The organism is Burkholderia aenigmatica, assembly GCF_048627025.1.
Lineage (GTDB): Bacteria > Pseudomonadota > Gammaproteobacteria > Burkholderiales > Burkholderiaceae > Burkholderia > Burkholderia aenigmatica.
Map to the genome: position 1 here is coordinate 1896183 of NZ_CP184469.1, position 14147 is coordinate 1910329.

General features: G+C 65.7%; 11 protein-coding genes. 8 read left to right on the forward strand and 3 right to left on the reverse strand.

Annotation, left to right across the window (positions count from 1 at the left end):
• Positions 1 to 18: 18 nt before the first annotated feature.
• The gene (locus ACN8ZM_RS25455; RefSeq protein WP_089453401.1) at positions 19 to 852 is read right to left on the reverse strand and encodes a CerR family C-terminal domain-containing protein; all 834 of its coding nucleotides are present in this window, start codon (positions 850 to 852) and stop codon (positions 19 to 21) included.
• 92 nt (positions 853 to 944) lie between these two features.
• Here ACN8ZM_RS25455 and ACN8ZM_RS25460 point away from each other — a divergent pair, with 92 nt between their 5' ends.
• The 5 genes from ACN8ZM_RS25460 to ACN8ZM_RS25480 all read left to right on the forward strand — a co-directional run bounded on the left by ACN8ZM_RS25460 (position 945) and on the right by ACN8ZM_RS25480 (position 7698).
• A complete protein-coding gene (locus ACN8ZM_RS25460) occupies positions 945 to 2066 on the forward strand; it encodes an HlyD family secretion protein (RefSeq protein WP_420211094.1) in 1122 nt (373 codons plus the stop codon).
• Positions 2059 to 3645, forward strand: a complete 1587-nt coding sequence (locus ACN8ZM_RS25465) for an MDR family MFS transporter (RefSeq protein ID WP_205822809.1) — start codon at positions 2059 to 2061, stop codon at positions 3643 to 3645. The genes ACN8ZM_RS25460 and ACN8ZM_RS25465 overlap by 8 nt, the downstream gene beginning before the upstream one ends.
• Before the next feature lie 13 nt (positions 3646 to 3658).
• Positions 3659 to 5146: an efflux transporter outer membrane subunit gene (locus ACN8ZM_RS25470; protein WP_420211095.1), complete on the forward strand. Its 1488-nt coding sequence runs from the start codon at positions 3659 to 3661 to the stop codon at positions 5144 to 5146.
• Positions 5147 to 5473: 327 nt separating this feature from the next.
• Positions 5474 to 7009, forward strand: a complete 1536-nt coding sequence (locus ACN8ZM_RS25475; RefSeq protein ID WP_420211096.1) for a catalase — start codon at positions 5474 to 5476, stop codon at positions 7007 to 7009.
• 77 nt (positions 7010 to 7086) lie between these two features.
• Complete coding sequence (locus ACN8ZM_RS25480) at positions 7087 to 7698, forward strand: ankyrin repeat domain-containing protein (protein WP_420211097.1); 612 nt, start codon at positions 7087 to 7089, stop codon at positions 7696 to 7698.
• A 79-nt stretch (positions 7699 to 7777) separates the two neighbouring features.
• Here ACN8ZM_RS25480 and ACN8ZM_RS25485 read toward each other — a convergent pair whose 3' ends face one another.
• Positions 7778 to 8572, reverse strand: a complete 795-nt coding sequence (locus tag ACN8ZM_RS25485) for an APH(3')-II family aminoglycoside O-phosphotransferase (RefSeq protein WP_420211098.1) — start codon at positions 8570 to 8572, stop codon at positions 7778 to 7780.
• Between the two features lie 38 nt (positions 8573 to 8610).
• Here ACN8ZM_RS25485 and ACN8ZM_RS25490 point away from each other — a divergent pair, with 38 nt between their 5' ends.
• The 3 genes from ACN8ZM_RS25490 (at position 8611) to ACN8ZM_RS25500 (ending at position 13332) form a co-directional block, all read left to right on the forward strand.
• Positions 8611 to 9282 (forward strand): hypothetical protein, encoded by a 672-nt coding sequence (locus ACN8ZM_RS25490; RefSeq protein ID WP_420211099.1) that lies wholly within the window; start codon positions 8611 to 8613, stop codon positions 9280 to 9282.
• Between the two features lie 63 nt (positions 9283 to 9345).
• Positions 9346 to 11178 (forward strand): S53 family peptidase, encoded by a 1833-nt coding sequence (locus tag ACN8ZM_RS25495; protein WP_420211100.1) that lies wholly within the window; start codon positions 9346 to 9348, stop codon positions 11176 to 11178.
• A gap of 450 nt (positions 11179 to 11628) precedes the next feature.
• The gene (locus tag ACN8ZM_RS25500) at positions 11629 to 13332 is read left to right on the forward strand and encodes a DUF3300 domain-containing protein (protein WP_420211101.1); all 1704 of its coding nucleotides are present in this window, start codon (positions 11629 to 11631) and stop codon (positions 13330 to 13332) included.
• Positions 13333 to 13470: 138 nt separating this feature from the next.
• Here the strand turns inward: ACN8ZM_RS25500 and ACN8ZM_RS25505 are convergent, their stop codons facing one another.
• Positions 13471 to 14121 (reverse strand): pyridoxamine 5'-phosphate oxidase family protein, encoded by a 651-nt coding sequence (locus ACN8ZM_RS25505; RefSeq protein WP_420211102.1) that lies wholly within the window; start codon positions 14119 to 14121, stop codon positions 13471 to 13473.
• Positions 14122 to 14147: the final 26 nt, after the last annotated feature.

Sequence of the window (14147 nt, forward strand, 5' to 3'; positions counted from 1 at the left end):
GCTGACGACGCGCCGCGTTCAGCGCGCGGCGGGCTTGTTCACGCGCCGGGTGCTTGTCGCGGCAGGTGCCGACGCCTTCGCCTTCACCGTGCGTTTCGCCGCCGCACCCGGCCCGCGCTTCGGGCCGGCTTCAGGCGCCGCAGCCGCTACGTCGCGCTGCGCGTGCCATTGCTCGAGCAGCATGCGCGTCTGTTCGGCGATCGTGTCGATCAACAGCGCCGCGCGCTCGCCCTCGAATGCCTCCCATTCGAGCAACTGCAGCGCCGAACGCTGCGCGATGTGGAACACCGTGATCTGCCCGAACAGGCTCAGCGCGCGCAATCGCGTGACGGGATCGTCGGCCGGCCGCCCCGAGATGCGGCCGATCAGTTCGGCGCTCACGTCGTTGAGCGGCTTGCGCATGCGCGTCATCAGGATTTCGCTCGCGCTCGCCGGCTCCTGGCCGCCTTGCTCGCGCGCGAAGAACATCCGCTGGTTCATCGTCTTCGGCGCCGTGAACATCCGGTCCGACAGCGCGCGCAGCAGCCCGACGAATGCGTCGATCAGCACGTCGACGTCCGCGTCCGCATCGAGCATCGCCCACGCATGGCCGACCGACGGCGCGAACACCTCCCAGCCGTGCTCCGCGATCGTCTCCACGCACGCGCGGTACACGCCCTCCTTGTTCTCGAAGTAGTACTGGAGCGCCGGCGCGTTCACGCCGGCCATCGCGGCGATCTCGCGTGTCGATGCACCCGCGAACCCGCGCTCGCCGAACAGTTCGATCGCCGCCTCGATGATCCGCTGGCGCGTTTCGTCGCCGCGGGCGTAGCCGCCCGCCGACGTACGGCGCAGCTTCTTCGCTTCGTTCATGCCTTCCTCGTCATTCGATCGATCGACATTCTACTTGACACAATTTTATCAACTGGAATAATTCTTCCACTTGGAATAAATTGGACGCCAGCATGTCGACGCTGCAAGACCCTCCACAGAAAGCAAATCGTCAGGAAAACGGAACAACGTCGCGCAACGGCACGGGCGCGAAGCGGCGCGTCCTGCTCGTCGCCGTCGTGCTCGCTGCCATCGGCGGCGCCGTCTGGCTCGGCCGCTGGTGGACGGTCGGTCGCTTCATCGAGAGCACCAACGACGCGTACCTGCAGGCGGACAGCATGACTGCCGCGCCGAAGGTCGCCGGCTACGTGACCGACGTGTATGTGCGCGACAACCAGGCCGTGAAGGCCGGCGATCCGCTCGTGCGGCTCGACGTCCGCCAGTACCAGGTCGCGCTCGCGCAGTCGCTTGCGACCGTCGACGCGCGCCGTGCGGATATCGCACGCGCCGAGGCCGACATCAGCCAGCAGCACGCGAATCTCGAACAGGCCGACGCGCAGGCGAAGGTGTCGCGGATCAATGCGCAGCACGCCAGCGACGAATACACGCGCTATGCGCCGCTCGCGGCGACCGGTGCGGAAACGCACGAACGCGTGGCCGACCTGAAGAGCACGCGCGACCAGGCGACCGCGACGCTCGCCGCGAACACTGCGTCGATCGCTGCCGCGCGCACGCAGATCGCATCGTTCACCGCGCAGCTCCAGCAGGCACGCGCGCAGCTCGAAGCCGCGCAGGCCAGCGCCGCGCAGGCGCAGCTCGACCTCGACAACACGATCGTGCGCAGCACCCTCGCCGGCCGCGTCGGCGATCGCACGGTGCGGGTCGGTCAATACGTGCAGCCGGGCACGCGCATGCTGACCGTGGTGCCCATCGACGCGATCTACCTCGTCGCGAACTTCAAGGAAACGCAGATCAGCAACATGCGCATCGGCCAGCCCGTCGAACTGCATGTCGACGCGTTGCCGGACGGCGCGTTGTCCGGCGTCGTCGACAGCTTCGCGCCCGGCACGGGTGCGCAGTTCGCGCTGCTGCCGCCCGAGAACGCGACCGGCAACTTCACGAAAATCGTCCAGCGCGTGCCGGTGCGCATCCGCCTCGCCGCGAACGCCCGCGCGCAGCGCATGCTGCTGCCGGGGCTGTCGGTGACGGTCGACGTCGATACGCGCTCGACCCGCGACGAGACACACCATGGCTGAACCGTCCGCCACGATGCCCACGCCGCCGCACGAAGGCCGCGCGAGCATGACCGACTGGATCGCAGTCGCGGCCGGCGCGCTCGGCGCGCTGATGGCGACCCTCGACATCTCGATCACGAACTCGGCGCTGCCGCAGATCCAGGGCGAAATCGGCGCGACCGGCACCGAAGGCACGTGGATCTCGACCGGCTACCTGATGTCCGAAATCGTGATGATCCCGCTCGCTGCGTGGCTCACGCGCGTGTTCGGGCTGCGCAATTTCCTGCTGACGAACTCCGCGCTGTTCATCGCGTTCTCGATGATGTGCGGCTGGTCGCATTCATTGCCGATGATGATCGCCGGCCGGATCGGCCAGGGCTTCACCGGCGGTGCGCTGATCCCGACCGCGCAGACCATCATCCGCACGCGGCTGCCGCTGTCGCAGTTGCCGGTCGGCATGACGCTGTTTGGCCTGATCGTGCTGCTCGGGCCGCTGTTCGGCCCCGTGCTCGGCGGCTGGCTTGCTGAGAACGTCAGCTGGAGCTGGTGCTTTTTCCTGAACCTGCCGGTGTGCCTGTTGCTGATGGCACTGTTGATCTTCGGGCTGCCGTCGGACCGCCCGCAATGGCACTCGTTCCTGAACGCGGACTGGCTCGGGATCTTCGGCCTCGCAATCGGGCTGAGCTCGCTCACCGTCGTGCTCGAGGAAGGCCAGCGCGAACGCTGGTTCGAATCGCAGATGATCGTCACGCTGAGCCTCGTATCGCTCGCCGGGATGATCCTGATCGCGTTGTCGCAGATCTTTGCGAAGCGACCAATCATGCGGCTGTCGCTGATGCGCAACCCGCGCTATGCGAGCGTGATCGTGATCGTGTCCGCGGTCGGTGCCGGGCTGTACGGCGTGTCCTACCTGCTGCCGCAGTTCCTCGCGATCGTCGCCGGCTACAACGCGGAACAGGCGGGCGCGATCATGCTGCTGTCGGGGCTCCCCGCCTTTCTCGTGATGCCGATCCTGCCGCGCCTGCTCGGCAAGGTCGATTTCCGCATCCTCGTGATCTCGGGGCTGCTGCTGTTCTGCCTGAGTTGCATGCTCGACATCAGCCTGACCGCGCAAAGTGTCGGCCACGACTTCGTCTGGTCGCAACTGATCCGCGGCGTCGCACAGATGCTCGCGATGATGCCGCTGAACCAGGCATCGATGGCGGCGGTCGCACGCGAAGACTCGGGCGATGCGGCCGGGCTCTACAACATGGCGCGCAATCTGGGCGGCTCGATCGGGCTCGCGATCATCGGCACCGTGATCGACCGGCGCACGACCTTCCATACGGCCGCGCTCCGCGAATCGGTGACGGCCAACTCGCTGATCGGGCAGGACCGGCTGTCCGCCTATGCAGCCAACTGGTTCGCGCACACCGGCGACCTCGCGTATTCGAACATGCGCGCGCTCGGGCAACTGGCGCAGCAGATCCAGATCCAGGCCGTCGTGATGACCTATTCCGAAACCTTTTATCTGCTGGGCCTCGCGCTGCTCGCCTGCGTACCGCTCGCGCTGCTGCTGAGAACGCCGCGCGGGCCGCAGCCGATGTCGTCCGGCCACTGAACCGTCTGATGCGATGAAACCCTTCCCCCTGCCCCGTCGCCCTGCGCTCACGCTTTGCGCGGCTGCGTGCCTGCTCGCCGGCTGCACGGTCGGCCCCGATTACCGCGGCGCGCCCGCCGCACCGGATGCCCCGACCTTCGTGCGCGCGCCGGCCGCCGGCATCGACACGGCTGCGCCCGCGCCGAGCGCGTGGTGGCACGCGCTCAACGATCGCCAGCTCGACGACCTGATCACCGCCGCACTCGTGTACAACCCCGATCTGCACGCTGCGCAGGCCCGCTTGCGCGCATCGCGCGCGCAGCTGTCGCAACAGCGCGCGGCGCAGTTGCCGAAATCGTCGGCCACCGCCGCCGCGATCCGCATGCGCGAGCCGGACGTCAGCGCGCTCGGTTCGCTGCTGCCGTCGAACGGCTCGAACCAGCCGGGCGGGACGTCGCCGTCGCTGGGCGGCTCAGGCCCGCTGCAGCTCTATTCGGCAGGCTTCGACGCAACCTGGGAAATCGACCTGTTCGGCGGCACGCGCCGCGCAGTTGAAGCCGCGTCCGCGCAGGCGGAAGCGGTCGACGCCGATCTCGCCGATACGCAGGTGTCGATCGCAGCCGAAGTCGCGAACGCGTATGTCGACCTGCGCGACCAGCAGCAGCGGCTGGCGCTGTCGCAGCGCACCGCCGAGTTGCAGCAGACGATGCTCGAACTCACGCAGCAGCGTCGCGCGCGCGGCGTCGCCGCCGATGTCGACATCGAACGCCTGACGACGCAAGTCGAAACCACGCGCGCATCACTGATCCCGCTCGACGCGCAGGTGACGGAATCGCTCGACCGGCTCGCGATCCTGACGGGCCGCGCACCCGGTGCGCTCGACGCAACCTTGTCGACACCGGATGCACCGCTGCCGACGCTACCCGGCAGCGTCGCGATCGGCGATCCGGCCACGCTGCTGAAACAGCGCCCCGACATTCGCGCGGCCGAGCGCCGGCTCGCATCGAGCAATGCGCAGATCGGCGAGCACGTCGCCGACTATTTCCCGAAGGTGACGCTGCTCGGCGATCTCGGCTTCAGCGCGACCGACCCGGGCCATCTGTTCCGCAAGCAGAACTTCACGTGGGTCGGTGCGCCCTATCTGCAATGGAACATTCTCGACTTCGGGCGTACGCGCGGCGCCGTGCGCGCGGCCGAAGCATCGCGCGACGAAGCGGAAGCGAATTATCAGAAGGCGGTACTCGGTGCGTTGCAGGATGCGAACACGGCATTGCAGCGCTACGGGCACCAGCGCGAGCACGTCGCTGCGCTCACCAAGGTGCAGACGTCGGCCGTGCATTCCCGATCGCTGATGGACGAGCGCTATCGCGCGGGCGTCGCATCGATGATCGACCTGCTCGATACGCAACGCGAAGCGCTGTCCGCCCAGCAGAACGTGATCGCCGGGCAGGCGGAACTGATCAAGGACTACGTGTCGGTGCAGAAGAGCCTCGGGCTCGGGTGGCAAACTGGCGCGGGTTGACGTCGAGTCGATCGGTGCCGCGCAGCCGGGTTCGCCGAGGCTGTCGCGGCGCCGATGCTCGGTCTGCAGACCGCATCACCCACGCAAGGCATCGCACGTTCAAGCGTCGGTGTTCGACGCTCGCGGATCGCTTTGCGAAGCGCGACGCAACAACTCATTGCGTGCGCAACAATATTCACCGTCTGCGCCGACAACAAGCGGGCTCGCGCCGCATCGGCGACGCCGCTATCGGAAACATATCGAATATCAATTAGCCAATCATCTGACGATCTCTTCTAATTCAGTCGGCTTCCCCACCACCGATCGGATTCAAGGAGTTCCATCGTCATGTCTTCATCCTCCAGTCGTGTGCTGAGACACGCAGTCGCCGCTATCTGCGTGGCACTTTCCGCGTCGCCTCATGCCGCCGAACTCACTCGAGACACGGGCGCCCCCGTCGGCGACAACGCGAATTCGCAGACGGCCGGCCCTGCCGGCCCCGTGCTCCTGCAAGACTCCGCACTCATCGAGAAACTGCAGCGCTTCGACCGCGAACGCATTCCGGAACGCGTCGTGCATGCGCGCGGCACCGGTGCATTCGGCGAGTTCGTGCCGACCGCCGACATCTCGAGCCTGACGAAAGCAAAGGTCTTCACGCCGGGCACCCGCACACCTGTGTTCGTGCGCTTCTCCACCGTGATGGGCTATCGCGGCTCGCCCGAACAGGCGCGCGATCCGCGCGGCTTCGCGGTGAAGTTCTATACGCAGCAGGGCAACTGGGACATGGTCGGCATCAACTGGCCGGTGTTCTTCATTCGCGACGGGATCAAGTTCCCCGACTTCGTTCACGCGAACAAGCCGAGCGCCGTGACCGGCGTGCAGGATCCGAACCTCGCGTTCGACTTCTTCGCGAACACGCCCGAAGCGACGAACATGCTGACGATGCTGTACACGAATGCGGGCATGCCCGATTCGTATCGTCACATGGACGGCTTCGCGGTGCATGCGTTCAAGTTCGTCAATGCGCAGGGCGACGTGCACTACGTGAAATTCCACTGGAAAAGCCAGCAAGGCGTGCACGGCCTGCGTCCGCAAGACATCGACGCATCGATCGGGCGCGACTGGAACATGATGACGAACGACCTGTACGGCGCACTGAAGCAAGGCGACTTCCCGAAGTGGGATCTGTACGTGCAGGTGCTCACGCCGCAGGACCTGAACCGGTTCGACTTCGATGCGCTGGACGACACGAAGGTGTGGACCGGTGTGCCCGAGCGCAAGATCGGCACGATGACGCTGAACCGCGTGCCCGACAACTACTTCCAGTCGACCGAGGAATCGGCGTTCGCGCCGTCGCGACTCGTGCCGGGCATCGAGCCGTCCGAAGACCGGATGCTGCAGGATCGCCTGTTCGCGTACGCCGACACGCAGATGTACCGGCTCGGCGCGAACTACATGGATCTGCCGATCAACCGGCCCGTCGTGCCGGTGGTCAACAACAACCAGGACGGCAAGATGAACGCCGGCGACCGCAAGGGCGAGGTGAACTACGAACCGTCGACGCTGCATGAACTCGCGCCGGATCCGCAGTACAAGTCCGTGCGCATGGCGCTCGGCGGAACGACGCAACAGGAAGCGATCCACAAGAAGCTGCGGTTCCGTCAGGCGGGCGAGTACTACCGCAGCCTCTCGCAGCAGGACAGGGACGACCTGATCACCGCGCTGTCCGGCGATCTCGGCAAGGTCACGAACGCGCACAACCAGTACGCCATGCTGTCGTACTTCTACAAGGCCGATGCCGACTACGGCACGCGTCTCGCGCAGGCCGTTCATGCCGACGTCGGGCAAGTGCAAGCGCTCGCGGCAAAGCTGAGCGAGAACTGATCCCGCGGCTCCGGTCGCTGTCGACGTGCGGGGCTGCGCCGCGCGCGTCGACCTGACCCACACATCAGGACATCCACATGCAATCCAAACGCCTGACGCGCGCGATCCGTTCGACCGCAACGGCCCTGGCGCTGGCCGCGATCGCCGGTTGCGCGCACCTCCCCGACCGGCCCGCGTATTCGCGAGCCGATCCTGCCGCGCTGCGCCGTTACGACGGCGACTGGTTCGATGCCGCCCGCGTCGGACGCGTCGACATCCTGCGCGCATTGCACGACGCCGGCTATCCCGTCGACGCCACCGACGGTCACGGCTTTACGGCCGTGATACTCGCGTCCTACGACGGCCAGCCGGCCGCGCTCGACTACCTGCTGTCGGCCGGTGCAAACGCATGCGCGGGCGACCGTCACGGCAACACGGCGCTGATGGGCGCCCTCTTCAAGAACGAACCCAATATTGCGAGGCGCCTGATCGACACACCATGCCCGATCGACCAGACGAACGGCGCCGGAGAAACCGCGCTGGGATTCGCCACGCTGTTCAATCGATTCGAACTGATTCCGCTCCTCGTCGCACACGGTGCGAATCCGAATCATGTCGACCGGCGCGGCCAGTCGCTGCTGCAGCTCGCGCAGTCGCACGACAACGCGGAAGCTGTGGATGCGCTACGACATGCTGGCGCACGACATTAAAAGCAGGATTCCTGCTGATTTCAGGTGAAACGGGAAACAAGGCAGCAATCTCCTGCGCCATCCGCAACATCAAACGGTCTCAGAAAAATTCATCGAGCAGCCGGTAGAAAGCGATCCGATCCGGATCGGGCTGCCCGATCCCGTATCGCGCGAAGAACGGCGCGATCCATTCGCTGCCGAGATCTGCTTCGATATCACGCGCCGCCAGCGCCAGATCCTGATAGCGATCGGCCACGCCGAGGCGTCCGCAGTCGATGAAGCCCGAGAAGCGACCGTCTTCGACCATGAAGTTGGGCAGACACGCGTCACCGTGCGTGACGACCTTGTCTTCGATCGACGGTCGGCTCGCCTGAAGCCTGACGAACAGTTCGTCGATCGGTACGCCCGTATTCGCATCGTCGAGGTTATCTTCGTCGACGAGCCCCGCGTGCATCCGCGCACGGGCACGCTCGATGCGAGACGCAACGCCGTGATCGAACGGGCAGGTTGCCGGATCCAGCCGATGTAGCGCCCGCAGTGCGTCGGCCATGATCGCGACCTTCGCCGCCGGCGCGAGCTGCGCGACTTCGAGATTTTCACCGCGCACGGCACTCACCAGCATCCACTCGCGCCCCGCCGCCGACGCCACGTCGAGCACCTGCGCACCCGGCAAACCCGTCGTCACCAGCCAACGCAGTCGCGCCGCCTCGTCGCGCAGTTCGCCCAGCGGCCCCACTGGTTCCGTCTTGATGAATCGGCGCGATCCGTCGCGCGCATCGAGCCGGAACACCGCGGCATCCGACTGCCCTTCCGTCTGTCGCGTCCATCGGGCATCCGCCAGCGCGGCCTTCCAGGTCGCAGGCACTTCGATGCAAAGCTTGTCGTTATCGATCACGTCAGGTTCGATCCTCGTTGACTGGGCCGGCATGCGGCATGTCGGACACCTCGCGACTTCATGCCACGCTTCCTGCTGCCCGCGAACTCGACTCTCGCCGCCGCGCCCCGGCGATTCGAGTCACGCCTCGAACACGATTCGCCCGTTGCGCCCATTACGCATCGAACCAGAAACGATCGGCAAATCGCATTCAGCATTACTTTCTTTGGCAGCTCCGAATATTACAAAACACTGCCAATATTTTCAAAAACATTGCACTTATTCGCTTTAATTTAGTTTCATATAATCAAAAAAAGTTTTACACCTCGCTTTCGTTCTTGATACCGTCAGATGCACGCAATCTGACGAATTGCTCACTACACAATCGCTTCCGCTCTACGTTTTTTCGCTTCCGCCGCACCGAAGTGCTCGCCGCCGGCCGTATCGTTCGCGCGCCGGTGCATGCAACATCCCGATGCATCTCATTGGACAACTGCCATCCGGCAGCGGGCCTAAGGATCGAATCAAATGAGCAGGACACCGAAACTGTTGCTCTAGCAATTCCGCCCGCGCCATTCGCTGCGCAGTTGCGTCGTTTCGCGGCGCAGCCTTCCCGTTACCGCGTTTACCGTATTTCGCCTCCGGAGAAAAAACACCTTTCCGGATCGGGCGAAAGGCCCTGTCGCGTCCGCGCCATCCGCACGCGTGCGACAGAAATCGGCGGTGCATGATCCGCACCGCTGTCGACCGTTGTTGTTCGTGCCGTTCGATGTTCAACCGGAGGGGTAATTCAAATGAACCAGGTTGCAGACAAGAAACAAAAGCACATTCGCTTCGTCAAGCTCGCATTCGCCGCCGCTGCCGCCGCGTCGTTCGGCATGGCGACGGTCCATGCCGCGCCGGCGGCCGGCTGGACGGAAACGCGCACCAAGGGCTTCCTGCCGCTCGTGCAGCAGAGCGAAGCCGGCACGGCCGGTGCGCCTGCCGCGAGCACGGCCGCCGCTGCCGCCGCGGCGGTCGAGCTGGCGCCGGGCGAATCGGTGGACATCGTGCTCGGGCTGAACCTGCGCAACGAAGCACAACTCGACCAATACCTGCACGACCTGCATACGCCTGGTTCACCGCATTACCGGCAGTTCCTCACGCCGGCGCAGTTCGCGACGCAATATGCGCCGACCGACCAGCAGGTCGCCTCGGTCGTCGCGCATCTGCGCAAGGCAGGCTTCGTGAACATCGTGGTCGAGCCGAACCGCCTGCTGGTATCCGCGTCCGGCACCGCGGCGACCATCAAGTCCGCGTTCCGCACGACGCTCAAGCGTTTCACGCATAACGGCCGCAGCGTCTATGCGAATACCGATGCCGCGCAAGTGCCGAACGCGATCGGCGGCGTCGTGGGCGCGGTGCTCGGCCTGCAGAACGTCGAGCTGATGCACACGGGCGCGGGCAGCCAGCCGCAAGGCAACACCAGCAACCTGACGATTCCGGCCGGCGCATCGGCGGTGCCGCACAACCCGACCGAATTCTCGTCGATCTACGGCGGCGACGGCACGCCGACGGCCTCGCAGACCACCGTCGGCATCATCTCCGAAGGCGACCTGTCGCAGACGGTGAGCGACCTCAATACGTTCGCCGCGAACAACAGCCTCGGCACGATCAGCAGCAGCATCGTGCAGACGGGCCCGTCCGGCAGCTCGTACACCGACACCGACGGCACCGTCGAATGGAACCTCGACAGCCAGTCGATCGTCGGCGCGGCCGGCGGCAGCGTGAAGCAGGTCGTGTTCTACGTCGCACCGTCGATGACGCTCACGGCAATCACCGCCGCCTACAACAAGGCCGTGACCGACAACGTCGCGAAGGTGATCAACGTGTCGCTCGGCGTGTGCGAATCGTCCGCGAACAGCACCGGCTCGCAGGCCACCGACGACACCATCTTCAAGCAGGCGATCGCGCAGGGGCAAACCTTCTCGGTATCCGCCGGCGACCATGGTGCGTACGAATGTGCGGGCGGCACACCGTCGCGCTCGACCTACACGGTCAGCGAGCCGGCAACGTCGCCGTACGTGATCGCGGTCGGCGGCACGACACTGTTCACGAATACGTCGACCCACGCGTACAACAGCGAGATCGTGTGGAACGATCCGAGCTGGCAGCCGGGCACCGTGTGGTCGACGGGCGGCGGGTACAGCAAGTACGAAGCCGCGCCGTCGTGGCAATCGTCGAGCCTCACCGGATCGACCAAGCGCGCACTGCCTGACGTCGGCTTCGATGCGGACCTGCGCACCGGTGCGATCCTCGTCGTGAACGGCCAGACGTCCAACACGCTGTGGGGCTCGGGCTACCTGAACAACGAAGGCGGCACGAGCCTTGCCGCGCCGATCTTCACGGGCATCTGGGCGCGGCTGCAGTCCGCGAACAACAATGCGCTCGGATTCCCCGCGTCGAGCATCTACAAGTACTTCCCGACCAACGCGGCGCTGCTGCACGACGTCACGTCCGGCAACAACGGCAGCGGCACCTACGGCTACAAGGCGAAGGCCGGCTGGGACGCGACGACGGGCTTCGGCAGCGTGAACATCTCGAAGCTGAACGCGTTCATCCAGAGCACGCCGGATTTCGCGCGCTGATGTACCGATGACCACCCCGGTTCCGCGTGCGCGCCAGCGCACGCATCGAACCGGATGTGATCGTTTGAACGACCCGCGAGGGCTGCCAAGCCCTCGCGGGTTTTTTGCGTTCCGCGCAATCTCGCGGAGCAGCATCCGGCGCGACGACACACTCGCCGACCTTGCAATCGTTGCGCGAACAACTTTCAGATCCATTACCCGGGCAGCGCCAGCCTGCTTACGGACTGCAAGGTACACACACTGTTACACAACACTCAGACAACTTCCGCGCGTGTCACGCGTTTAACTGGATATATCGATTCGTCGCGGGACCACCATCATGCGAACACGACCCTGCCACCTGCACCGGCCGATGCCCCCGGAGCAGACGCGGACGGTCGCGGCACAGTGCTCAAGCCGATCGCGCGGCCCGCGTGCCTGCCAATGCCGACACAACACCGAACGAACAACATGAACAACACACGTGCACACCGCCCCGTCAGAACGCTGATCGCGTCGTCCCTCATCGTGTCGCTGCTCGGCCTCTCGGCCTGCAACAAGAACGGCGACAGCAGCGCCGCCGCGCCGGCCAGCGACGCGAGCGCGGCCGCGGCGGCCCAGCCCGCTTCGACGCCGGTCGCCTACACGCCGCCGACTGCCGATCAGCTCTACCAGATGGTCGCGCCGATCGCGCTGTTCCCCGACAAGCTCGTCGCGCTGGTGCTCGCGGGGGCAACGTACCCGGACCAGGTCACGGCCGCCAACAACTGGGTGACGCAGAATCCGTCATTGAAGGGACAGGCACTCGCCACCGCCGCCGATACGCAGCCGTGGGATCCGTCCGTCAAGGCCTTGACCGCGTTCCCCGCGGTGCTGTCGCAGATGGCGTCGAACCCGGCCTGGACCACGTCGCTCGGCCAGGCGTACTACAACGATCCGACCGACGTAATGAACGCGATCCAGGCGATGCGCCAGCGCGCGCAGACGTCCGGCCATCTCCGCTCGGGCGGCCAGATGCGCGTCACGCAAGTCGCGCAGGCCGCACCCTCCGGCTATACGCCGGCCACCGACGCGCCCGTGGTCTACGCCGGGCCCGCGATCGTGCCGCCGCCCGCGCAGTCCATCGAGATCGAATCGGCCCAGCCCGACGTCGTCTATGTCCCGACTTACAACCCGACGGTCGTCTACGGCGAGCCGGTCTCGTCCTACCCCGGCTACGTGTATCGGCCGCCTTCATACAGCACGGGTGAAGTCGTTGCCGCCGGCGTGATCACGTTCGGCGTCGGCATCGCCGTCGGCGCCGCGATCTTCGGGCACCACGACTGGGGCTGGCATGCATGGGGCATGAACTGGGGCGCGCCGCGTCCGGAAGGCCCCGGCTGGAACGGCGGCTGGCAGCGCCCGGCCGTGGTGTACAACCACACCACGTACGTGACGAAGTCGACCACCGTGATCAACAACATCACCAATATCCGCAACACGCGCATCACGAACAACTACGGCGGCAACGTCACCAACAACACGACGAACACGACGATCGAACGCAACACGATGCAGCCGGGCGCGACGCCGATGCGCGAGCAGGCCATGGAGCAGCGCCCGGGCGCCGTGCCGATGACGATGCCGCACTTCGGCGCGAACGATACGCGCCCCGGCGCGCGGCCGTCGCCCGACGCATTCGCGCAGAACCGTGCAAACGAACCGCATGCCGAAACACCGGCGCCGCATGCGCCCGGCGCGATGCGTGACGAGCATCAGCAGGCGCTGCAGCAGGAGCGCGCCGCGCAGGAAAATCGCGCAGCCGTGCAGCAACAGCAATTGCAGCAACAACAGCGCAACGAGGCACTGCAGCAACGCGAGGAACTGCAACAACACAACGCGGCACAGCAGCAGCAACGCGCGGAAATGCAGCAACACAACGCAGCGGAGCAACAGCAGCGCGAGGAGATGCAGCAACACGATGCGGCGCAGCAGCAGGAGCGCGAAGCAACGCAACAACGTAACGAGGCCCAGCAGCAACTGCACAAGGAGACGCCGCCGCACAACGAAGCGCACCCTCAGGAACACGCGGCACAACCGCCGCGGCAACCGGCCCCCGAGCACGCGCCCGCACCGCATCCGCACGCTGCGGAGTCGCATCCGCCGCACGACGCGCATGAGCATCGCACCGAGTGAAACGCACGCCGTCACGACAGCGCGACATTCGCGCTGTCGCCCGGCGAAGGTCGCGCCTCGCTGCCATGCGAAAGCGACACGGCTCAAAACACCGCGCGTTGCCGCTTTCCGCAAAACCGCGCGGCCTTGTCGCGCAACTCACTCGACCCAGTTGCGGACGTAGTCCGGCACCGGCATGGTGCCGTCGGCGTGAACCGGTGCACCGCGCGTCGTCTTCAGCGGCAGGATCCCCGTCCAGACAGCGAGCGCGAGATCTTCGTCCTTGTCGGACGGCATTGAATCGCTGACTTTCACGGCGGCTTCCTCAAGCGCAATCCGCAGCACGCTGGTCGCATTGAGTTCCTTCTCATTGCCGGGCCGCGCGTCATGCTTGCGACCGGGCGCGATCTTGTCCATCAATGCATCCAGCGCCATCAGCTTGTCCGCACTGCCCTCCACCACCTCGAACCGTCCGTAGATCACCGCGGATCGATAATTCATCGAATGGTTGAAGGCCGACCTGGCCAACACGAGACCGTCCAGCAACGTAATCGCGATGGACGCCTGCGCGCCCGCCGACAGCGCCTTGATCATCCGGCTGCCGTTGGACCCGTGAATATAGAGGTCATCGCCCCGTCTCCAGTGCGCGGTCGGGATGCAGTGCGTGTCGTCGCCTGCACCGAACGCGACATGGCAGACGTAGGCCTCGTCCACGATGCAATGAAGCATCGTGCGATCGCGGTTCGCCAGTTCCGGCAGGCGGCGAATGGTGGTGCGGGACGTGGGAGAGATGGCGGTCTGGTCTTTCATGTTTCGTGTTCCTGTTCGCGCGCGCT